The organism is uncultured Shewanella sp. (assembly GCF_947491715.1).
GTDB lineage: Bacteria > Pseudomonadota > Gammaproteobacteria > Enterobacterales > Shewanellaceae > Shewanella.
Genome location: NZ_CANLKR010000002.1, coordinates 288,774 through 313,563, shown reverse-complemented (window position 1 = coordinate 313,563; position 24,790 = coordinate 288,774). Strand labels below are relative to the sequence as shown.

The 24,790-nt window shown below is 41.8% G+C and carries 16 protein-coding genes; 11 read left to right on the top strand and 5 right to left on the bottom strand.

From position 1 onward, the window contains the following. Window positions 1-24: 24 nt before the first annotated feature. From sucA to sdhC, 5 genes are all read right to left on the bottom strand, one after another. Window positions 25-2,844, bottom strand: coding sequence for a 2-oxoglutarate dehydrogenase E1 component (sucA, locus tag Q0779_RS04010; RefSeq protein ID WP_298769752.1), 2,820 nt, complete (start codon window positions 2,842-2,844; stop codon window positions 25-27). Between the two features lie 208 nt (window positions 2,845-3,052). Beyond that, entirely contained in the window at window positions 3,053-3,760 is a 708-nt protein-coding gene (locus Q0779_RS04005; protein WP_298769751.1) for a succinate dehydrogenase iron-sulfur subunit, read from the bottom strand. Between the two features lie 14 nt (window positions 3,761-3,774). Further along, window positions 3,775-5,541 (bottom strand): succinate dehydrogenase flavoprotein subunit, encoded by a 1,767-nt coding sequence (gene sdhA, locus Q0779_RS04000; RefSeq protein WP_298769749.1) that lies wholly within the window; start codon window positions 5,539-5,541, stop codon window positions 3,775-3,777. Then, window positions 5,542-5,889, bottom strand: a complete 348-nt coding sequence (sdhD, locus tag Q0779_RS03995; protein WP_298769747.1) for a succinate dehydrogenase, hydrophobic membrane anchor protein — start codon at window positions 5,887-5,889, stop codon at window positions 5,542-5,544. It abuts the gene before it with no gap. Next, a complete protein-coding gene (gene sdhC / locus Q0779_RS03990) occupies window positions 5,883-6,278 on the bottom strand; it encodes a succinate dehydrogenase cytochrome b556 subunit (RefSeq protein ID WP_298769847.1) in 396 nt (131 codons plus the stop codon). Before sdhC ends, sdhD begins: the two co-directional genes overlap by 7 nt. 407 nt (window positions 6,279-6,685) lie before the next feature. Between sdhC and Q0779_RS03985 the strand changes: the two genes are divergently transcribed. From Q0779_RS03985 to gltS, 11 genes are all read left to right on the top strand, one after another. After that, window positions 6,686-7,972 (top strand): citrate synthase, encoded by a 1,287-nt coding sequence (locus tag Q0779_RS03985; RefSeq protein WP_298769745.1) that lies wholly within the window; start codon window positions 6,686-6,688, stop codon window positions 7,970-7,972. 298 nt (window positions 7,973-8,270) lie between these two features. Continuing rightward, on the top strand, window positions 8,271-9,335 hold the full coding sequence (locus Q0779_RS03980) for an efflux RND transporter periplasmic adaptor subunit (protein ID WP_298769845.1): 1,065 nt from the start codon (window positions 8,271-8,273) through the stop codon (window positions 9,333-9,335). Window positions 9,336-9,346: 11 nt separating this feature from the next. Next, complete coding sequence (locus tag Q0779_RS03975; RefSeq protein WP_298769743.1) at window positions 9,347-12,622, top strand: efflux RND transporter permease subunit; 3,276 nt, start codon at window positions 9,347-9,349, stop codon at window positions 12,620-12,622. After that, complete coding sequence (locus Q0779_RS03970; RefSeq protein ID WP_298769843.1) at window positions 12,622-15,675, top strand: efflux RND transporter permease subunit; 3,054 nt, start codon at window positions 12,622-12,624, stop codon at window positions 15,673-15,675. Before Q0779_RS03975 ends, Q0779_RS03970 begins: the two co-directional genes overlap by 1 nt. Before the next feature lie 178 nt (window positions 15,676-15,853). Further along, entirely contained in the window at window positions 15,854-16,408 is a 555-nt protein-coding gene (locus tag Q0779_RS03965) for a DUF6817 domain-containing protein (protein ID WP_298769741.1), read from the top strand. A gap of 276 nt (window positions 16,409-16,684) precedes the next feature. Further along, window positions 16,685-17,122: an N-acetyltransferase gene (locus tag Q0779_RS03960; protein WP_298769739.1), complete on the top strand. Its 438-nt coding sequence runs from the start codon at window positions 16,685-16,687 to the stop codon at window positions 17,120-17,122. 313 nt (window positions 17,123-17,435) lie between these two features. Continuing rightward, window positions 17,436-19,295 (top strand): AAA family ATPase, encoded by a 1,860-nt coding sequence (locus Q0779_RS03955; RefSeq protein ID WP_298769737.1) that lies wholly within the window; start codon window positions 17,436-17,438, stop codon window positions 19,293-19,295. After that, complete coding sequence (locus Q0779_RS03950; protein ID WP_298769735.1) at window positions 19,295-21,151, top strand: UvrD-helicase domain-containing protein; 1,857 nt, start codon at window positions 19,295-19,297, stop codon at window positions 21,149-21,151. Before Q0779_RS03955 ends, Q0779_RS03950 begins: the two co-directional genes overlap by 1 nt. Window positions 21,152-21,914: 763 nt before the next feature. Continuing rightward, window positions 21,915-22,133 carry a DUF6500 family protein gene (locus Q0779_RS03945; RefSeq protein WP_298769731.1) on the top strand — a complete coding sequence of 73 codons (219 nt, stop codon included), beginning with the start codon at window positions 21,915-21,917 and terminating at the stop codon, window positions 22,131-22,133. A gap of 231 nt (window positions 22,134-22,364) precedes the next feature. Continuing rightward, window positions 22,365-22,901, top strand: a complete 537-nt coding sequence (locus tag Q0779_RS03940; RefSeq protein WP_298769729.1) for a heme NO-binding domain-containing protein — start codon at window positions 22,365-22,367, stop codon at window positions 22,899-22,901. Between the two features lie 525 nt (window positions 22,902-23,426). Further along, window positions 23,427-24,629, top strand: coding sequence for a sodium/glutamate symporter (gltS, locus tag Q0779_RS03935; protein WP_298769727.1), 1,203 nt, complete (start codon window positions 23,427-23,429; stop codon window positions 24,627-24,629). Window positions 24,630-24,790 lie beyond the last annotated feature (161 nt).

Genomic DNA, 24,790 nt, shown 5'->3' with positions numbered 1-24,790 from the left:
TATCCTTTTAAAATATGTCTATTACTAGAGTTTTAATGCGCTATTAATCAAAGATTCTTGTTGCTCTGCATGCAAAGCCGGATAACCACAAGCAGGTGCGGCAGATGCATCACGACCCGCATAACTCAGCTCGGCTCCAGTAGGGATAACCCCACGGAAGTGATGCTGACTGCAATACCAAGCACCTTGGTTTTGTGGCTCTTCTTGACACCAAACAAAATCGGTCACATGGCTATAATCGCTTAACGCGGCTAACGCTTCTTCACGTGGGAACGGGTATAACTGTTCAACGCGAATAAGGGCAACATTATCAATATTGTTTTTACGACGTTTTTCCAGTAGTTCAAAATACACTTTACCACTACAAAACACGACGCGATCGACGTTACTGGCATCCAAGCTATCGATTTCACCAATCACATTCTTAAACGTGCCTTCGGCAAGCTCTTCCATACTTGACACCGCTAATGGATGACGAAGCAGTGATTTCGGTGACATCACCACCAAAGGACGGCGCATAGGACGCACCACTTGACGGCGAAGCATGTGGTAAACCTGAGCAGGTGTCGATGGAATACACACTTGCATATTATGGTTAGCACATAACTGTAAAAAACGCTCTAAACGGGCACTCGAATGCTCAGGACCTTGACCTTCATAGCCATGAGGCAGCAACATAGTGAGACCACATAAGCGTCCCCACTTTTGCTCACCCGATGACAAGAATTGATCAATCACCACTTGAGCACAGTTAGCAAAATCACCAAATTGGGCTTCCCAAAGGGTTAAGCCACTCGGCTCAGCGGTAGCATAACCATATTCAAAGGCAAGTACTGACGCTTCAGATAACACAGAGTCGGTAATATCAATGGGGCCTTGCTCTTCACTGATGTTACGCAGAGGTAAATAAGCCGTCGCATCATTTTGATTATGTAACACCGCATGACGATGGAAGAAAGTACCACGACCGGAATCTTGTCCAGTGATCCGAATCCGTTTGTTATCTTCTAAAATAGACGCATAAGCTAAGGTTTCAGCAAACCCCCAATCAAGGGGTTTTTCACCTTGTGCCATCAATAAGCGATCTTTATAGATCTTGGCCACACGAGATTGTAACTTGTGTGATTCAGGCACATAGCTAATTTTATCCGCTAAGTGCTTCAGGCGCGCCATTGGCATTTCGCCTGTGTAATTATCATGCCACTCAGCGCCAATATATGGTCCCCAGTCACCTGAGTGTTGCGTCGTTGCACGTCGTTCTTTAACGACACAATTACCTTGATCGAGTGCATCACGGTAATGATTCACCATGGCAGTGACATCATCACTGGCCAAAGTTTGCTCTGCAATCAAACGTTCAGCATAAATTTTACGAGGTGTAGGGTGTTTCTTGATTTTGGCGTACATCAATGGTTGAGTCGCACTCGGCTCATCCGCTTCGTTATGACCATGACGGCGATAACACACTAAATCAATGACCACATCACGTTTAAATTCGTTACGATAATCAACAGCCAGTTGAGACACAAAAGCCACCGCTTCTGGATCGTCTGCATTCACGTGGAAAATCGGCGCTTGAACCATTTTCGCGATATCGGTGCAGTACTCAGTTGAGCGCACATCTTCACGATTAGAGGTTGTGAAGCCCACTTGGTTATTCACCACAATGCGAATGCTACCGCCCACCTTAAAACCACGAGTTTGAGACATGTTAAATGTCTCTTGCACTATCCCTTGGCCTGTAATGGCTGAATCACCATGAATGGTAATTGGCAAGACTTGCAAACCCGTATCACAACCACGTCTGTCAAGACGTGCTCTCACAGAGCCGATGACCACAGGATTAACAATTTCAAGATGTGATGGGTTAAAGGCGAGTGCTAAATGCACATTACCGCCGGGGGTTTCAAAGTCTGATGAGAAGCCTTGATGGTATTTCACATCACCAGAGCCATTGTTACTCTCGTGTTTACCCGCAAATTCATCGAAAAGCTCAGAGGGCTTTTTACCCAGCACGTTCACCAATACATTTAGGCGTCCGCGGTGAGCCATACCAATAACCACTTCTTTCGTGCCAGCATCACCCGCGCGGTAAATGATTTCTCTCATCATAGGGACAAGTGCATCACCCCCTTCGAGTGAAAAACGCTTTGCGCCTGGGAATTTGGCGCCAAGGTATTTCTCTAACCCTTCAGCAGCGTTCAAGCCTTCTAGCACACGTTTCTTATCATCAGTGGTATATTGGCCTCGACCCAATGAAGGCTCAAGACGCTGCTGGATCCAACGTTTTTCGTCAGTATCCGTAATATGCATATACTCAGCACCAATAGACCCACCATAAGTGGACTTGAGTGCGTTGACGAGATCAATCAGCTTTAACGTATCGCCACCGTGCGCAAAAGAACCAGTATGAAATTCACGTTGCATGTCATCGCTGTCTAAGCCATGAAAACTCGGATCCAATTCAGATACTTTATCGCGATCCCATAAGCCGAGGGGATCTAAGTTTGCACTTTGATGACCACGAAATCGATAAGCATTAATAAGTTGCAGGACTTTGACTTGTTTAGCATCAACATCAGGATCGCTCACTCGAGCAGAGCTCTTGTGATGTCCTTCTAATGCGAGGCTGCGAAAATAGTCTCGAACTTTAGAGTGAACCGCTTCAGGTACTTCAGCAGAATTACCATTCACATAAGGGAGATTATCAAACACCGTCTGCCAATCTTCTGGAATTGACTGAGGGTCTTCTTGATAGGCTTCATACATCTGTTCTACATAGGTCGAGTTAGCCCCATTCAGGTGAGATGACTCGAGCCAGGCTTTCATGATGCCTTGGTGCATTTCTATTCCTTACAAACTTGATACACGTGTTTAGCCAAAATTGTCAATATGCACGAACAACAATAATACATCGTACAGTGCACTCTTTGCCGCTCCAAACAATGGATATTTACGGCACCTTGTCATACTCTAGTCAAGCAAAAAGAGCCACAAGCACTCTGTGACTCCTCATCGGGCTAATGGTTCCCATTAACCCGACTTCAGGCACTTAAACTGCTCGATTAAGCAACATGGACTTAATATGTCCAATGGCTTTCGTTGGATTCAAGCCTTTAGGGCACACATCCACACAGTTCATAATGCCATGACACCTAAAGACACTATAGGCATCATCTAGCTCAGAAAGACGCTCTTCAGTAGCAGTATCACGACTATCAATCAAGAAACGATAAGCGTGCAACAGCCCACTTGGGCCGATAAACTTATCAGGGTTCCACCAGAAAGAAGGACACGCTGTCGAGCAACAAGCACACATAATGCACTCATATAATCCATCTAAATGCTCGCGCTCTGCAGGTGACTGTAAATGCTCACGAGCAGGGGCTTTCTCATCATTGATCAAATACGGCTTAATTTTTTCATACTGAGTATAAAATTGCGTTAAATCAACAACAAGATCGCGAATAACCGGCATACCAGGTAAAGGTCTGATTTCTATTTTCTTCCCTTTAAAGGTCGAAATTGGCGTAATACACGCTAAACCATTCTTACCATTCATGTTCACACCATCAGAGCCACACACACCCTCACGGCAAGAACGACGCAACACCAAACTTGGGTCTTGCTCTTTGAGTTGAAGTAACATATCCAGTACCATCATATCAGTACCTTCAGCCACTTCTAACGTATAATCCTTCATATAAGGCTTAGTATCTACATCTGGATTATAGCGATAAACGGCAATATCCAATTTCATCTCAACAACTCCTACTAGTAGGTACGTTTAATTGGTGGGAATGCATCACGAAGCTTAGGCTCCATGTTCACGGCGCGGCGATCCATCTCTTCCGTTTCAGGATTAAAGAGACTGTGGCATAACCAGTTCTCATCATCACGTTCAAGGTAATCTTCACGTGAATGAGCACCACGACTCTCGGTGCGGAAATTAGCCGCATAAGCCGTAGCAATCGCCGTCGCCATTAAATTATCCAATTCTAAACATTCAATACGTTGAGTATTAAATTCTGTAGAGTTATCGGACAATTTAGCATTCTGCAGGCGCGCACGAATGGCTTTAAGTTCTTTTAAGCCTTCCGCCATCGCATCACCACTTCTAAATACTGAGAAGTTTAATTGCATACAAAGTTGAAGATCCTTACGAATTTGAGCAGGATCTTCACCTTCTTTGTTATTTTCCCAACGGTTCATACGCTCAAGGGATTTAGCAATATCAGCATCAGTTGCATCTTTCGGCTCAGCAGTTTCATCAAGAGCTTTACCTAAATGTTGACCTGCAGCGCGGCCAAAGACCACTAAATCAAGCAATGAGTTTCCACCGAGGCGGTTCGCACCATGCACTGATACACAAGCAATTTCACCGACAGCAAATAAACCGACAACATCACTTTCGCTGCCATCACCATTTTTACGGATCACTTGACCACTGACTTTAGCGGGCAGGCCACCCATCATGTAGTGACATGTCGGCAGAACAGGAATTGGACCATCAGCAGGATCGATATGGGCAAAGGTGCGGGATAATTCACACACACCAGGCAGACGCGCCTCAAGGGTTTCTTTACCTAAATGATCTAACTTAAGCAATAAATGTGGACCTAAAGGACCATCTAAACCACGACCTTCACGAATTTCTGTCATCATAGAACGGGCAACCACATCACGAGAAGCTAAATCTTTTGCATTGGGTGCATAACGCTCCATGAAACGTTCGCCGTCTTTATTGAGCAGGTATCCACCTTCACCACGACAACCTTCCGTCACTAACACTCCTGCGCCCGCAATACCGGTTGGGTGGAACTGCCACATTTCCATGTCTTGCATTTGCACGCCAGCGCGCATCGCCATCCCAACACCGTCACCGGTATTAATATGGGCATTGGTAGTTGAAGCAAAAATACGACCGGCACCGCCAGTGGCAAGCACTGTGGCTTTGGCTTTGAAATAAACGATTTCGCCGCTTTCAATATCAATCGCGGTACAACCTACGATGGCGCCATCTTCATTTTTAACCAAATCTAACGCATACCACTCAGAAAAGACCTGAGTATGATGCTTCACATTTTGCTGGTATAAACAATGTAATAATGCATGACCCGTTCGGTCAGCAGCAGCCGCAGTCCGTGCCGCTTGTTCTCCACCAAAGTTTTTTGATTGGCCACCAAAAGGACGCTGATAAATTGTGCCATTATCGAAACGTGAAAAAGGCAGACCCATCTGCTCTAATTCAATGACCGCTTCAGGACCTGTTTTACACATGAATTCGATAGCTTCTTGGTCGCCAATAAAATCAGACCCTTTCACTGTATCGTACATGTGTTGTTCCCAGTGATCTTCATGGGCATTACCCAGAGCGACCGTAATCCCTCCTTGAGCCGATACCGTATGAGAACGCGTTGGAAACACTTTCGATAAAAGCGCACAGCTCTTACCTTCTTTAGAAATCTGTAATGCTGCGCGCATGCCTGCGCCGCCAGCACCAATTACGACTGCATCAAATTCGCGTACTGGAATACTCACTTATACACCCCACACAATTAATATGCCTGCGACAAGATACGAAAACGCAGCAATAACAAAAACAAACTGAAGTACGCCACGAACGGCCACGTTTTTCACGTAATCTGTGAGCACTTGCCAAATACCAATCCAGGCATGGACCAATACGGCAATCAGCGTCAAAATGGTAAACACTTTCATTGGTATAACACTGAATAACCCGTGCCATACGTCATAAGTGAGGGGTGAATTGCAGGCAACAAAACCCACCATAAAAATGGTGTAACAGGCTAAAATAATTGCACTTGCACGAATAAGAATAAAGTCATGGACACCGCTGCGTCCAAGGCTTGCTGCGTTGGTTACCATACCCAAACCCCCACGATGATAGAAAAGACGACCGCCAAGGCAATCGCAATTTTAGCCGATAATTGACCTGAAGCTAATTCTTCCCAACACCCAGCGTCCATCACTAGATGGCGTACGCCAACAATGAGATGGTAACCAAGTGCGGTTAAAATACCCCAGATAACAAACTTGACTAAAACGTTATCAAAAAGAGACTGGACATTGGCGAAACTCTCAGGTGATGCTAATGATTCATTTAGCAACCAAATAAGAATGCCAACGGCAAACAACATTATTACACCGGATACACGGTGAAGGATTGACGCAATCGCAGTTGCAGGGAAGCGAATGGTCTGCAGATCTAAATGGACAGGTCTTTGCTTTTTCACGTTCTGCTCACTCTGCTCAATTGAGCTGGTTTTTGTTATACGAACTACTTTTGTTCGAAAATTAACCTAATATTCAGCTTAGTTAAAAATTTCACAAAAGAAAAGTTTAAACAAACATTTTACGCTTTAGAAGCTACTCATTAACAAGGAAAAAGTGATTTCTCAACGAATATGTTTGTGGCTCTAAATGAGCCGAGCCAAGTATACTCGCGGCTAATGTCAAATACAAACGTCACATTATGCAAATTTAGTTTTTTTCTTTAAAAAATGCACGAAACCCTTTATATACAGGGGCTTCAAGCCAATTTAATTATGTTAAAAAAAATTTAAACGCTTATTTGAATTGAAATGTGATCACGATCCGCTGTAGAGTATTGAGCGCTTAATAAGCCGCACTCAAATAAGATATGAAGTAAGGAGAATGGGGTATGGCTGAAAATATAGCCAAATTGGAACTACCAGGAAACGAATCAATCGAGCTGCCTATCAAAAAAGGGACAGCCGGATTTGACGTTATTGATATCAGTAAACTAGGTAGTAAAGGTCACTTTACCTTCGATCCAGGGTTTCTAGCAACAGCCTCATGTGAATCAGCAATCACTTACATAGATGGCAATCAAGGTATACTGCTACATCGCGGATACCCAATTGATCAGTTAGCCATGGATTCTGATTATTTAGATTTGTGTTACCTGTTGCTTTATGGAGAGTTACCCACTAAAGAACAGTATGCAACGTTCGTACAAACGATTAAACAACACACGCTTGTGGATGAGCAATTAGTCGCCTTTTTTAAAGGCTTCCGTCGTTCTGCTCACCCTATGGCAATGCTATGTGGTGTTACCGGTGCATTATCAGCGTTTTTCCAAGACTCACTTGATGTTAACGATGAACAAGATCGTGAAACAGCCGTATTGCGTTTAGTCTCTAAGATGCCGACGATTGCAGCAATGTGTTATAAATATTCTGTTGGTCAGCCATTCATCTACCCACGTAGCGATTTAAGCTATGCTGGTAACTTCCTAAGCATGATGTTTGCTGTCCCCACTGAAGATTATAAAGTGAATCCCATTGTAGAACGTGCAATGGATCGTATCTTTATCCTGCATGCCGATCACGAACAAAACGCATCCACATCAACGGTCCGTTTAGCTGGATCATCAGGTGCCAATCCATTTGCATGTATTGCCGCAGGTATTGCCTCACTTTGGGGACCTGCACATGGTGGCGCGAACGAAGCTTGTCTTAACATGCTAGAAGAAATCGGCAGTGTTGATCGCATTCCTGAGTTCATCGCCCGTGCGAAAGACAAAGACGATTCATTCCGTTTGATGGGCTTTGGTCATCGTGTTTATAAAAACTTTGATCCACGTGCAAAAGTCATGCGTGAAACCTGTCATGAAGTACTGGCTGAACTGAATGTAGACGATCCTTTGTTAGATGTCGCCATGGAACTTGAGCGTATCGCCCTTGAAGATGAGTATTTCGTGTCTAAGAAATTATACCCGAATGTTGACTTCTACTCAGGGATCATCATGAAAGCCATCGGTATTCCAACCAGCATGTTCACTGTGATGTTCGCCCTTGCGCGTACTGTCGGTTGGATCACACACTGGAAAGAAATGCTTGATCAACCGGGTCATAAAATTAGCCGTCCTCGCCAGCTTTATACCGGCGAAGATGTACGCGATTTTATTCCAGCAGATAAACGTTAATCCTCCCTTTATAGACGATTGACTCATAAAAGGCGCAATTAGCGCCTTTTTTATTGACCTCAAAGCCTTTTTCAGCTTTTTACCCTCATTTTTATCACTCAGCAAGTGAACTAATTTGACTGACTTTCGTCAAACTCACCACAAGTTAAACAATTTAACTACATAAAGTCATTGAAAAATAACAATCATGACAATAAAAATCGTAAACATCTGAATTAAAACAATAATAAAAGTTGGCACGATACATGCTTTAGGGAATAAAGCAATGAAGAAGAATAACATCGTTAAGGATATCAGCATGAACCACCCTGTTCGCCGCCATACACTATTGGCTTGTTTATTTGTCACATTTTTAAGCGCCTGTAGTAAGACAGAAACGTCTCAAGCAGAACCCGAATATGCCGTTCCCGTCAAAACCCATGTCGCTAAACAAGGCGATGTATCCTCCTTTTATAACACCACGGCGATTTTAGAAGCACCTGAAGAAGCCAAAGTGGTTACCCGTCTTGCCGGAATGATCACTGCGCTTAAGGTAGAAGAAGGTGACAGTGTGGCTCAAGGACAAGTCATGGCGGTAATTGATGCCAAAAGACAAGAATTCTCCCTCGCCCATTTACAAGCTGAAGCCCAAATCATTGAACAAGAACTACAACGCTTAAAGCAAATCGAGAATAAGCAATTTGTGAGCGCCGATTCCATGGCAAAATTAGAATACAAATTACTCTCCGCCCGTGCCAAGCGCGATGAGGCTCAGCTTCAAGTGACCGAAAGCAAAATTCGCTCGCCTATTAAAGGCATTGTGGCTAAACGCACCGTTAAAGCGGGCAATATGGCACAAGAGTTTGATGAACTTTTTTATGTGGTTAACCAAGAAAAGCTTCACGCTATTTTACACCTACCCGAAGCACAGCTTCCCTTTTTACGTTTAGGGCAGACGGCAAAAATCTATACCAGTCATCAAAAGGATGTCGCCCTGAATGCCAACGTCTTTCTCATCAGCCCCATCATAGATCCCCAAAGTGGCACTTTTAAAGTGACATTAACGATCCCGAACCATAATGCACAGCTCAAAGCGGGGATGTTTACCCGCGTGGAAATTCGTTACGACACCCACAAAAATGTCATTACTGTCCCTGCACAAGCCATCATAGATCAAGATAACCAGTATTCCATTTACGTGGTCAATGACAATAAAGTGCAAAAAAAATCGGTATCTATCGGATACAAAGAAGATAACACCATTGAAATCATCTCAGGTATTGAACTGGGAGACAATGTCGTCACCCATGGACTGCACAATTTAAAAGATCAATCTCTTGTTGAAATCATTAATCCGTTAACCTTAGCGTCAAGCCATCAATAAGGATTATTGACATGTCTATTATTCAAACTGCGGTAAAGCGGCCTGTCAGTGTCTGGATGTTCATGCTGGCGATTATGTTATTTGGTATGGTGGGATTTTCCAGACTTGCCGTTAAATTATTGCCGGATTTAAGCTATCCCAGTGTCACTATTCGTACACTGTATGACGGCGCAGCGCCCGTTGAAGTTGAGCAACTGATCTCCAAACCCATAGAAGAAGCCGTTGGTATCGTCAAAGGCCTTAGACAGATAAGTTCTATCTCTCGCTCTGGTTTATCCGATGTGGTACTGGAATTTGAATGGGGGACAGACATGAACATGGCCAGTTTAGCCATTAGAGAAAAATTAGAAGCCATTAATTTACCCCTTGATATCAATAAACCTTTGTTGCTCAGATTTAACCCCAATCTCGATCCCATTATGCGACTGGCGCTGTCGACGCCTAATGCCAGTGAAGCGCAACTTAAACAAATACGCACTTATGCTAGCGACGAATTAAAACGAGAACTGGAGTCCATCAAGGGGATAGCGTCAGTAAAGCTCTCCGGTGGCTTAGAGCAAGAAGTGCATATTCAATTAGATCAACATAAACTCAGTCAGCTGCAGCTCAATGCCAATGATATTAAAAACCGTATCGAACAAGAAAACATTAACCTCTCTGCTGGTAAAGTCCTGCAAGGGGATAAAGAATATTTAGTTCGCACGCTCAATCAATTTAATTCTTTAGATGAACTCGGGCAGATCATCATTTACCGTAAGGGTCCTCAGCTTATTCGGCTGTTTGAAGTGGCAAACATTATGGATGCCCACAAAGAGCGTAGCGATATGACCCGCATCAGCGGTCAAGAATCCATTGAACTGGCCATTTATAAAGAAGGTGATGCGAACACTGTGGCCGCCGCCCAGCGGATAAAAGCACAATTAAGCCGCCTACAAACTATTTATCCCGATGCATCGCTTGAGATCATCTTCGATCAATCCGACTTTATTTCACAAGCCATCGATGAAGTCATTAACACTGCATTAATCGGCAGCGTATTAGCCATGTTAGTGATCTATTTTTTCTTAAAAGACATTATTCCAACCTTAATCATTTCTATTGCCATTCCTTTTTCTGTCATTGCCACCTTTAATATGATGTATTTTAGTGACATCAGCTTAAACATGATGTCACTGGGGGGCATTGCACTTGCCGTCGGTTTATTAGTGGATAATGCCATTGTGGTGCTGGAAAATATTAACCGCTGCCAGGCTGAAGGCATGAGTAAAACCCAAGCGGCCATCACAGGCACAAAACAAGTCTCAGGGGCTATTTTTGCATCAACCTTAACCACGCTGGCTGTATTCATTCCACTGATCTTTGTCGATGGTGTGGCGGGCGCCCTCTTTTCCGATCAAGCCCTCACGGTCACCTTTGCCTTAATCGCCTCTTTAGTCGTTGCCTTAACCACCATCCCCATGCTCGCCTCAAGAAAAGGCTGGCAAGCAAACACAGAGACGATACAAAACAAACAGGCTAATGCTCCCCAAACAACATCTTCTCAACATGGACAATCAAGCTGGTACAAATGGCTCACTTTTCCCTTGAACCTTATCTGCCGCAAGCTGCCTTTTGCATTGATGACGGCAGGCTTAATCTTCGTTCGAGCCATCACTTGGTTAGCAAAATGCCTATTTAAGCCCTTTTTAAGCCTATTTGACGCACTCTATAACAAGGTTAATCATTATTATGGGATCACACTCAAGGCGGCACTGCATCGAAAATTGACCTCACTCGTCATTGCCTTAAGCCTGTCTATCGCAGCGGCATCATTACTGCCAAAACTCGGCATGGAGCTCATTCCCACTATGGATCAAGGCAACTTTTATGCCGATATTCTCTTGCCACCAGGCAGCCGTGTACATCAAACCGATAACGTATTACAACAATTGGCAGCATCCATCGACTCACTTCCTGAGGTCAAACAGGTTTTCAGTCAAGCAGGCAGTAGCGGACTGATGACCTCCAATGTCGAACAAGGGGGTGAAAACTGGGGTCGATTACACGTAAAATTAACCCATAAGCAAGGCCTCACTGTGGTGTCACAACACCTACGTCAAGCCGCCATGCATATTCCATCGGTTGAACTCAAGATTGAACAACCCAGCTTATTCAGTTTTAACACGCCCCTTGAAATCGAACTCAGTGGTTATGACATAAAACAGTTAACCCAAGTATCCCAACGCATGGTCGATGTGCTAAGCCAGAATAAACGCTTTGTCGATGTCCGCACCAGCCTGCGTTCAGGCCAACCCGAGCTCAGCATTCGTTTTGATCATGCAAGACTTGCCGCGCTCAATATGGATGCCCCCACAGTCGCTACGCGAATTGCCCAGCGAATAGGCGGTACGTTTGCCAGCCAATACACTATTCAAGACAGAAAAGTCGACATTCTCGTGCGCAGTCACCTCAAGGAACGTAATAGTATCAGCGATATTGACAGTATGATCATTAACCCAGACAGCGAGCGCCCCATTACCTTAAGCGCCGTGGCGGATGTGTCTTTAACATTAGGTCCGTCTGCCATCAATCGCCTTCACCAGCAACGTATTGCGTTAGTCAGTGCCAATATTGCCTACGGCAACTTAAATCAAGCCGTCGAACAGGCACAAAAGCTCATTTCAACCCAGCCTTTACCTAACGCCATTCAGCTAAGATTTGGCGGTCAAAACGAAGAAATGCAAACTTCATTCACCTCATTAAAAATGGCGTTGTTACTGGCGATTATTTTGGTTTATCTCGTCATGGCCAGTCAATTTGAATCATTAGTGCATCCACTGTTTATTTTAGTCACGATCCCAATGGCATTGGCGGGCAGTATTCTTGGCTTGTACCTCACCAGCACGCCACTTAGCGTGGTGGTCTTTATTGGTCTCATCATGTTAGCCGGTATTGTGGTTAACAATGCCATTGTACTCATTGATAGAATTAATCAGCTGCGAGGTGACGGCTTAGCGAAATCCCAAGCCGTCCTTCAAGCGGCGCAGTCCCGTCTTCGTCCCATATTAATGACCACACTAACCACCACCTTAGGCCTGTTACCCATGGCAATAGGGATAGGTGACGGTAGCGAAGTGCGTGCCCCTATGGCCATCAGTGTCATTTTTGGTTTGGCTTTATCAACACTGCTGACCCTCATTGTACTTCCGGTGCTGTACAGCGTCTTTGACCGCAAGCAATTCTCGACCGAGGACACCATTAACACTCAGGCTAATGCCCCTCTAGCATCGCAAAAGGGGGAAGCATGATGAGCCTGACAAAAATTGCCTTAAAACGGCCAGTGACCACCAGCTTATTCTTCATTGCCACCTTATTATTTGGATTAGCCGCCACTAAATTGCTGCCATTGGAGTTATTGCCCGGCATTGATATTCCCCAAGTGATTATCGAAGTGCCCTATAAAGGCTCCACTCCCAGCGAAGTAGAGCGAGAGATCACGCGTGTATTAGAAGGCTCCCTTGCAACCTTAACAGGCATCGAAGAGCTTAACTCAACGTCAAATCAAGATGGCGCTGAAATCGAGCTCATCATGAAATGGGGAGAAGATATCGCCACAAAAAGTTTAGAGGCTCGCGAGAAAATCGATGCCGTAAGGCACTTGTTGCCAAAGGATGTGGAACGCATTTTTATTCGGCAATTCTCAACCTCCGATCTGCCGTTAATCAATATTCGACTCTCGAGTCAGCATGCCTTATCAGGTGCCTATGATTTACTTGAGAACCAATTAAAAAAACCCTTAGAGCGCATTGAAGGCGTCTCAAAGGTCACCCTTTACGGTGTCGATAAAAAACAGATCCGCATTCAAGTCGATGCCAAAAAACTCAGCGCCAGTGGCGTCAGTATCACGGCACTCACTCAGCGACTACAGCAAGAAAACTTTGTCCTAAATGCGGGGGCAATACGCACGCAAGAAAAAGTCTATCAACTCTCTCCTCAAGGTGAATATCATAGCCTCAATGATATTGCCAGATTGCCCATTACGCCTTACATCACCTTAGGGGATATTGCTAACGTGAGTTATCAGCTGCCCGAACCCACTGAGGGGCGATTATTAGGCAGGCAATTTGCCATTGGACTGGATGTCTTTAAAGCCTCAGGTGCCAACCTTGTTGCCGTCTCAGAAAGCGTTTTTAAGGTAATTGAACAAACCCAGCAAAACAATGAATTTGATGGTATTAAAGTCTATATTATGGAAGATCAAGCCGATGGCGTAAAATCTTCCTTATCCGATCTGCTTACCGCTGGTCTCATCGGTGCCCTGCTGTCTTTTATGGTGCTGTACGTTTTCTTGCGGGATCTCAAAATCACCCTCATTGTCGTCAGCTCAGTGCCTATTGCCATTGCAATCACACTCGCCATTATGTATTTGCTCGGCTATAGCCTTAACATTCTCTCTATGATGGGATTGTTACTCGCTGTGGGCATGCTCATCGATAATGCCGTGGTGATCACCGAAAGTATTTTACAAGAAAAACAACAGGTGACATCCAGCCAGCTTCAAACACAGGCCTTAATTAAGGGCGTCGATAACGTCTCCCTCGCCGTACTGGCAGGCACTTTGACCACCGCCATTGTTTTTTTACCCAATATTGTCGGCGAAAAAGTCGAAATCACCTTGTTTTTAGAACACGTCGCCATCGCCATCTGTATTGCATTGGGCAGCTCCTTGCTGATCGCCAAAACACTCATTCCATTAATGTTAAATACTGTCCACTTTACGCCGAAAAAAGTAAGCGGTCCCTCCCGCCTCGCCCACACATACCAAACTTGGCTAAGTCGCTTATTGGCTTATCCTAAAACAGGTGGCCTTATCGCACTGCTATTATTAGCCTCAACCGCGATTCCGATGCAGTTTGTTAAACAAGATCAAGATGACAATCAAGGCACTGAGCGCTTATTTCTTAATTATAATGTGGAAGGACGCCATCATCTTGATGTCACACGAGCTATGGTGGATCGCATGGAAGCCTATCTATATGAGCACAAAGACACCTTTCATATCGATACAATCTACAGCTACTATGCTCCCGACACCGCCCAATCAACCTTATTATTAACACCTGATTTACCGATCAGCATTAATGAATTGAAAAATCGCATTCGCAAAGATTTCCCTGCCTTCACTCAGGCCGACCCTCAATTTGGATGGGGCAACCAAAATCAAGGATTACGAGTGTCATTAACCGGACGGTCCACCGAAAAGTTAATGCAACTCAGTGAGCAAGTCGTCCCCTTATTATCGCGTATTGAAGGCTTAAGTGATGTACGCTCAGAGGTCAATAATGCCCAACAAGAAGTCCTCATTACTATTGATCGGCAGCTTATCGCGCGACTCGGTTTAAGCCTTGAGCGTGTCGCCCACGATATTGCCACCGCGCTTCGTGGGCAAATGCTGCGCTCGTTCCGTCACGCGCCAAATGGTGAACTTCGCATAAACCTGCGCCTCTCCTCCAATCAATTGTCGTTATCACAATTAAAAGCCTTACCCATACTCAGAATAAACCAACAAGTCTATGATTTAGATAGTCTAAGCCAAATTAAAATCCAGCCTAGATTTGACAGTATTCGCCACTATGATAGGCAAACAGCCTTAACCATAGGCGCCAATCTCGATGATTTATCGCTGCAAGACGCACAAAGCCAGATCATCGAGATCATGGACACCATTGGCTTTCCGCCCGGTTATCGTTATTCATTAACCGGCGGATTTGAGCGGCAAGATGAAGAGAAAAACATCATGCTCACCAATATGTTATTGGCTATCGCCATGATTTATATTGTTATGGCAGCACTCTTTGAGTCACTGCTGTTACCCACAGCCATTATTAACGCCATTATTTTTTCCATCACTGGGGTGTTTTGGGCCTTAATGCTCACCGATACGCCACTGTCTATGATGCCCATGATTGGCATTCTCATTTTAATGGGCATAGTGGTGAATAATGGCATCGTACTAGTGGATCAAATCAATCAACACCGCCCCTCACTCGACTCCCTCTCAAGTGCTATTGCCAAAGTGTGTGTCACGCGTTTGCGGCCTGTACTCATGACCGTTTCCACCACCGTATTAGGATTATTACCTTTGGCCTTAGGCGACACACAAGTGGGCGGCGGTGGCCCAGCCTATGCCCCCATGGCCATCGCGATTATTGGCGGCTTACTTTTTTCCACTCTCACCAGTTTATTCTTGGTACCCCTGTGCTACCAAGCCCTATACCGTTTGCGCCACCACGCAGGCGTACAATTTGCTAACGCCAATCAAGCCTCCAAAAATCGGTTGCCAAGGTTTATGAGAAAATAATAAGTGCGACTACCAGTGATAACCTTTGTTTATCACTGGTAGGCATAATGGAAAGCTGACTTATGTATTCATATATTCACTAAAAGGAGCATTTTCATATCAATTTTATCATGCTATCAATCAATGTTTTTTTAAATCGTTATAGTAGTTAAGATAATTAAGACAGTTAAGAGTTGATATGAATTTAAAATTAGAAAAATTAAAAACCTTAGGTGCGGGAGAATTTAAACATCTAAATGGGTCGTTAATTGAGCATTTAGAAAGGACTCATCAATTATTAGTCGAATGGGGAGCCTCACAAGCCCTTTGTGATGCAGGGTTATATCATGCGGCATATGGCACTATCGGTTTTGATACTCAGGTTATTACTTTATTCCAGCGACAGGATATCGCCAAAATCATAGGGCAAGCTGCTGAGGATATCGTCTATTTGTATTGTTCCTGTGATAGGCCTTTTGTCTTCAAAGCCTTTGATGCGAGTAAAACTATCAAGTTCAAAGATCGGTTTACTAAAAAAGAGTTTAACCTAACACACAAACAAGCACAGCAGTTTTGTGAGCTAACAGTGGCCAATGAACTTGAGTTAGCAATAGAAAGTCATGAATTTTTAATAGAACATGGGAAAGATTTATATCACTTATTTATTAAAATGAAGCCGTTACTGAGCCAACCTGCAAATGATAAAGTGGCTAACGTACTAGGTGCATTTTTTAATAACTCATTGAAAAATTAACCTGAGCTTGTCTAACTATCTATTGTAAGCTAAATACCCAGTGATAATGAGCCTTATCACTGGTATAACTTTTATCATGCAAAAACCACCATAAACCTATCTATTTTTTCTTTTACTGCCTCATGCTTATCAAGCGCTTACTTTAGCAATTAACGATTTTACAACAAGTACTTATCAGTGATATTCTGCAATGTTAATTGGGCAGTTAAGAGTGTGCCGCTTATTACTGAGATCTAGGCTGCTACTCAATGAAACGTTAAATTGTAAGGAAACTCGATGGAAGTATCGCTTCGTCCAGTAACAAAAGAAAATTATGAGCAAGTTTGTGAACTTGATGTCACAAAAGAACAGATAAGTTACGTAGCTTGTAATATGTGGTCATTAGTTGAAGCTAGGTACAATGATGGCTATGAAACCAGAGCTATTTATGTGAAAGAAGAGCCTGTTGGTTTTTTTATGTGGGTACAAGAATCTAACGTTAGAATTTCGATTTGGCGGTTTATGGTTGATAAAAAGCATCAACAAAAGTCTATAGGTCGAGTTGCCCTTAACCTAGCCTTGGCTGAAATAAAAAAAGTGTCGGACTTGCAAGAAATCGAGATTTGTTATAATCCTAAAAATCCTGTTGCTAAAGACTTTTATGCTAGCTTTGGTTTTTTTGAAGTGGGTATGGACGAAGACGATGAGGACATGCTTGCAGTTATTAAGCTTTAAAATATTTTTCTTATACTGCCTCATGCTTATCAGGCGCTTACTTTAGCAATTAACGATTTTACAACAATCAGTTGGAAGTGTATCTTAACAACTTAATATTAAGCAGTTTGGAAGATGATTCTGCTGCTGTTGGATAAGCTGTTAGGTCTTTGAATATTTCAGCAAAGGTCTTGGACGGAGGAATTCAGATAAATAATTATTTTACGTATCTGCATAGGATAAAGCCGTCAGTTGGAGCGAATTAAGCTGTTTTAGAAAATCACCTGTTTCGATACAAGACAATAATAACTTTTTTTAAAGTAAGGCAGTTTATATGTACCTCACTCAACTTAATGTAAATAATTTTAGGCGACTCAAAGACTTTTCTTTGAATTTAAATAATGGACTTAACCTGTTGGTTGGTGAAAATAATGCAGGTAAAACCTCTATCGTAGATGCTATTAGAGTCGTACTAGACACAACTTCTGCCGAATGGGTTAGTCTAAATGCAACAGATTTCTTTGTAGGTGAAAGCGAGTTGCTAATTAATCTGAAATTCGACGATTTATCAGAGAATGAAACTGGAATATTTTTAGAGCATTTAACAAACGAAGACGTACCTGCTGGTAATAATAGGCCAGTGCTATACGTTTCTCTATCTGCAAAACTGTCTGAACACCCATTTAGAAAAACACAATTTATTAAAACCGAAATTCGTTCTGGTGCTAATTGTGATGGCCCAATAATAGAAAGAGATATTCGTGAATATCTTGCAACAACATATTTAAAACCTCTACGCGATGCTGAGGCAGAGCTATCTGCTGGCCGTTCTTCTAGGCTATCCCAAATATTAGGTAGTAATTCCGCCCTTGCCGGAGATGTTGATGCAATAAAACGTATTATTGAGTTGCTAACTCAGGCTAGCCAAAATATTCAATCTGATATGGCAATACAAACAGCGCAGACAAATATAGCTTCACTCCTAAATTCTCTAACATTCAAGTCAAATACTTTTAATCCGGTGATGAGCTTACTTGGCAGTAATGATTATGCTGAGATGAGCGAACCTGAAAAATCGCAAGCAATAAAATCCATTTTAGAAAAACTGACTCTTGAGCTTGACGCTTCAGGAGTGAAACATGGTTTGGGCTATAGTAGTCTACTGTTTATGGCTGCTGAACTAATGTTAATCAAGCAAGAAAAAGATCAATTTCCCCTTTTATTAATTGAGGAGCCTGAAGCTCATCTGCATCCTCAATTACAGTTGAAATTTATTAAATATCTTCGAGCTGAAAAGAACCAACTACAATGTATATTATCTACGCATAGCCCAGTTCTTGCCTCAAAAGCTCCCTTGGAAAGCTTAATTTTGATGCAAGACGGAAAAGCATTCCCATTAAGAAAAGGATCCTCCAAACTTGCACCAGATGACTATATTTTCTTAGAGAAATTTCTGGACTCAACAAAAGCTAACATGTTTTTTGCTAGAGGTGTGCTTTTAGTTGAAGGGGTTGCTGAAGTAGTACTACTTCCTGTAATCGCTGAGCTTTTAGATAGATCCTTGGAAGATTATGGTGTGTCGTTAGTAAACGTAAACGGTCTATCTAGAAAAAGGTATGCCAAGATTTATCGTTCAAACCCTGCATCGAAAAATCCGCAGCATCTACCAATTAAAGTTGCATGTGTTACTGATGTAGACTTATGGCCAAGTGAAGCTGAAGATACAAGCGATAATGACTATGGTTTTAAGAAAAAAAAGCGGCCTAAAGATACTGGGCAAGGTGGAAACCTTAGTTATTGGCTCAACGAACTAACTGACCAACAAATTCAACAAAAGAAAGATAAAAAACAAGAATTCGATGGCGAGTTAGTTAAAACATTTATCTCTGATGATTGGACCTTTGAATTCTGTCTCGCAAAATATGGGCTCGGAAAGGAAGTTTATGAAGCAATAAATGGTAATACCGATAGCTACGACAATCTCAATGAAGACGACCATATTAGAGCAATCCAATTATATGGATCCATCGAAGGCAAGGGAGACAGAAAAAGTGAAGTAAGTTACTCTCTTTCTAATATTCTTTCTAAATTTAAAGGGCGCCCAGAGGAACTAAAGAAAAAATTGCCTCCTTATATTATTAAAGCCATAGAGTATGTCACAGAACCACTTCTTACTGAGGTGGGGTCTGAGTAATGGTTGAAATTAAAAACGGTGATATTACTCAGGTTGAATCACTATTAAATGTTGAGTTTGATTTAAAGCGTCAGCAAGCAATAAAAAATTTTGATGATGTCCAAGCTTGTCCAGGAAGTGGCAAGACAACAATGGTTGCAGCAAAACTAATCATACTTGCTAGGAAGTGGAAGGATCCTTATCGAGGTGTATGTGTATTGACTCACACCAACGTTGCGAAAAATGAGATAATAGCTCGATTAACACAAAGTTCTTATGGTGAAAAATTACTCTCATTCCCACATTTTATTGGCACGATTCAAGAATTTGTAAACAAATTCCTAGCGATACCTTACCTTCGTTCTGGTGGCTATCAAATAAATACCATTGATGATGATATATGCAGCACTAAAGGATGGCACTATCTCAGCTACGGGACAAAATCCTACCTTGAACGTAAACGAATTAACTCACTATATGGTATGGAGTATAAGCTTGAACAAGAAGAACTAAAGTTAACAGTGCCCGGTTTTACTAATAAATCTACCTCTAGAAGCTATAAGGATTTAGTTTCTGCTAAATCACGATTAATAAAAAATGGCTACTATTTTTACGGCGAAATGTATGTATTCGCGAAGCACTACCTTTTGTGTAACCCTAATATTAAGAATGCAGTGCGATCTCGCTTTCCTATAGTGTTAATTGATGAAATGCAAGATACACAAAGATTTCAAGATGAATTACTAAATGATATCTTCCTAGATAGCAGCGTAAAACTCCAAAGATTTGGTGATCCTGATCAAGCCATATACAGTGGTGAAGGAGAAGAAAACCAAACCTATAACCAAGTGAATTTAGATAAAATCGAAAATAGCCATCGCTTCGATCACTCTATTGCGTTGTTAGCAAAAAACTTAAGCTTCAATCATATCAATCTTAGTTCTGGCATAACTGTACCAGAACTAACTTCACATACCATTTTTCTTGTAAATGAACACTCAAGAAGTGATGTACTCGATAAGTTTGCAGAGCTTTGTGAAAAAGTAATACCTTTAGATAGCACTAAGCCAATTAAAACAGTAGGTGCTGTTGGGTTACGAAAAGATAATGGATTGACTATTTGTGATTACGTTGACTCCTATGATAAAAGTTACTCAACAAATACTTTTAAACCTCTGAAGCTTATTCATTATTTTTACGAAAGTAAAAAATGTGAAACAATCCATGAAGCTTACCGTTTAATACTGGAAGGAATAGCTCGATGTGGCCAGATTTCTGGTTCACGGCTGACCTTTTCTGATGATACTAAAGAATGGTATACAACCTCGAATATCCGAAAATATCTAAAGAACTCTGGCCATCATATTAACTTCAATAATCTAATTAAACGATTGATGGAAGATGAGATTGAAAAAAAGATTTGGGATCAATCAGTCAATACTATAAAAACCTGTTTAGGGTTAACTGAGACTGCCCAGCTTAAGAACTTTCTTGATTTTGATAACTGCACTGCAACCATTGAATTTGCGGTTAACCCAAACAAGATCATAACTGAGGTTAATGGACGAATAATTGAAAACGAAGTAGCAACTATCCATTCTGTTAAGGGGGAAACCCATGCTGCGACGTTGGTTTTGGAAACTAAGAACCATGAATTCGATATAGGAAAATTAATAGAATATATTTTAGGTGATAAATCCACCAAGCCAATAGGCGTAAGAAAGCCAAAGTTCATGAAACAGCTATACGTAGCTTTTTCCAGGCCAAAAAATTTACTTTGTGTGGCATTGGATAAATCAAGATTCCCGATTGAGCACGTTAACAAAAAGGAATACGCTGGTTGGAAAATTATTGATCTAACTACACCGACAGTTTAACCGATAAAATTTTCCGGTTCGCTACAATTTTCCGCAGAACGCGGTGTTAAACTACTAGTTAATTTGCTTGCTCGGAGTTAGCTATGAATAAAAAACTAGGACAAAGATTTAATGAATAAAAGGATCAAATAGAAGAACTACTTAAAAGTGGTTACAAATCAGTAATTGCAGGAGTCGTTTTAGAAATGACTCTTAGAAATCTAATTCGTGATATTGAATCATTTCTTGTAAATAACCTGGCATAATCTAGTAGCTAGAGAAATCTAACCTTCACCACCTTGCATGCGGCTCCGCACAGGGCTGAATGGATTCAAGAAGTAAAGCAATGCAGGAGCCTATTGCCGAGGGCAGCTCATTCATTCTCTACGATAAAATGACCTAACCTATACTTTCTGGTTGTCTTCTTGGTTTCAAACGTGAACCTTTCTGCAAAATGTTAGACACTTAGCACCTCTACAGGCTAAAATACTTACTCGCGGCTGCACATCAATTTCAGTCAACATTAGAGAAAATACTATGGTTGTAGAAAAGGTAGTCAGCACATTTCGAAGTATTCTATTTCGACTGAATTGTTCTCTGTATCAAATAAAGGTGAATCATTTCATAGGCTCGTTGAGAGTCAGAATCAGGCCTAATAAATGTAGACTGTCGAACAAAATGGTGTGTCACCCGCTTTACAAAAACCGCAATTCGCCCGCCAGTATTTGGCTCACTTATTAGTTGGGCATTAGATGCTTTTCAGGTTTTGAAAATGGAATTATCTATGAGATCAGAATTAAGAAGTAAAATCATCGAAGTTTGTGATAAGAAAATTGCAACCAAAGGTGATAATGTTGGTTTATCATTCTATGCTTTTTTCGCTAATAAAAATGATAATCCAGAGTTACTTATGGAAGCAGCTACTTGGTGGATTCAAACTCATAAACTAGACCACTTCGTTAAAGCTCATAAAATAAAAGAAATGATTGAAAGTAATTTGTAAGCAGCATATAACAAGGCAATTATGGATGGGGCGTTAAACAGTAAGATTAGTTAGGCTCATTTATGAGTCCAGATTTACCTGTTCAAGCAATTTTAGCAATCACTACCTTAACCACCTCGATGGTGGTAGTCTAGCCTCTATTTTGTACCATTTCATTGATATTTACTCATTTGACGTTAATACTTACCCATACACTTCTTTTGATTATGAAATAAAGGTAACAAGACACACATGCAAGGTGTTGTTTTTATCGAGTTCATCAATATTGTTAATAGGCATTTTGGCAGCAGTATTTGCCGTGCTATGACTGAAAAAGCCAATGACGATATCCAATTTACTCCAAACAGTAATTATTCTCATCATAGACTTTTAAAGCTTGTGAATGCGTTAAGCGAATTAACTGGATTACCGGTAAATAATTTACTTGAAATAATGGGGCGGGAAGTGTTTCTTCCTTTTCTAACCAGTTTGCCAATTAACATTGAGGATATGGATATAGATAATACCATTGATTTTATTATTTACTTGGAAACCTACATTCATGTCGAAGCTAAAAAGCTGTACCCTAAGGCAAAGGTGCCAACAGTTATTATCATTTTTGTATCGTCAAATAAACTGATTATGGATTACATTTCGCCTCGTTGCATGGGGTATGTTTGTTTAGGTCTATTAAAAGGCTGTGCCAAATATTTTAATGATGACATAGGTATTAAAATGCTGTTAATGGATGACTCAGGGGCCCATGTGCGTTTCACACTCACAAAATGAAAGTGCATTTAAGGTCTCTGATTAGCATTAAAACATTTAGAACATTGGATTAAACATATAAAATAAGCCCCAAAACCCCATGTTAATAAATGATGTTCTCTCTTTTAAAAAGTCTGTAAAATAGAAGGTATTGGTCAGCGGCTAGATGCAATTAACGTATTCACTATTCACTATTCACTATTCACTATTCACTATTCACTATTCACTATTCACTATTCACTATTCACTATTCACTATTTTGTGATAAAAAGTGATAAAAAGTGATAAAACACACACCGAGATAAAAAACGGCTCTTTTTAAGCGGATAAAAAACAGTCAGATTAAAATTAAGCCACAACTACAGCAATAGTATTTTCACTAAATTATGCAAGATGACACAAAAAAATAATCGTATTACCTTAGGCTTAAATTGACACTTTAAATGACAATGATATAGGCATGTTATTGGCACTGGACATGTTACATTGCACTGGAGTAAAACATACCATGGACAGCCGCTTTTTTGAGAGAAACAGGGAGGAGAAATGAGAGAAATATTAATAGACGGTGCTGATGTGGTCATTTTAACCATATTGGTCTGGTTCATCGGCAGTTTTCTCAATACAAAATGGTCCTTTTTAGAACGCTTTAATATCCCAGTCGCCGTCACGGGCGGTTTTTTATTTAGCCTATTCATTGCCATTATCTATCTCGTTTTTGACATAAAGATCCTGTTTGACTTGGCACTAAGAGATCAAATGATCTTAGTGTTCTTTTCAACCGTGGGGCTATCTGCCAAATTCAGAACCCTGGCCGCAGGCGGAAAGGCACTCCTTATTCTCACTCTCGTCACGGCAGTGTTTCTCATTTTACAAGACTTAGTTGGCGTGGGTATTGCCACCGCCTTGGGCGTCAATCCAGGATATGGACTGTTTGGCGGAAGTGTCTCATTTGCTGGCGGTTTCGGCACCGCTATTGCCTGGGGAGATATCGCACAAGAAGCAGGATTAAAAGGGGCAACAGAAGTCGGCATCATGTTCGCCACACTCGGCCTCATTGCGGGGGGGATTGTTGGCGGGCCCGTGGCCACCTTTTTAATCAATAAATATCAATTAACACCGTCAGATGATGATACCAATCACCTGCCAGAAACGAAAGAGACGCCTGTGAATACTTCAATCAACGCGAAAGTCAGAGGCGCCCTTGGCACCTTGATGATCTTGGCTGTTTGTGTGCAAGCAGGCGAGCTCGTCAATAACTATCTTTCTGGACGTGGCGTGACATTACCCGGCTTTTTAACGGCCATGTTAAGCGCAATCATCATCACCAATATCGCGGACGGCTTTAAACTCACATTGTCAAAAAATGCGGTGGATATTGCTCAGGAAATCAGTCTTCAACTTTTTCTTTGCCTAAGCTTAATGAGCATGCAACTTTGGATATTATCAAATACCTTAGGTCCCGTGTTATTTGTGACGCTCGCACAAACGGTGATGATGATTTTTTTCGCTATCTTTATTGTATTTCGCTTCCTTGGGCGTGATTATCAAGCTGCGGTAATGTCTTCTGGGTTTGTGGGGCTTGGATTGGGCGCCACTCCCGTGGGCATTGCCAATATGAATGCCGTTACGGCAAAACACGGTCCCTCACCCAAAGCCTTTATTCTTGTACCATTAGTCGGTGCCTTTTTCTTGGATTTAATGAATGCCTCAATCATACAAGGGTTTCTTTATTTTATCGGTTCATAGTGCCCTGATAAGATAAAACATCTGTAAATTTAACCCATAAATTCCATAGGTGATGATTACCGCTCCCCCTGAATAATGTTTATTCGCACCAAGGATAACTATTTAATATAAAATGAGTTTTTAAACCACCATTGATATAGCAGGGCTTAAGCAATTGCATC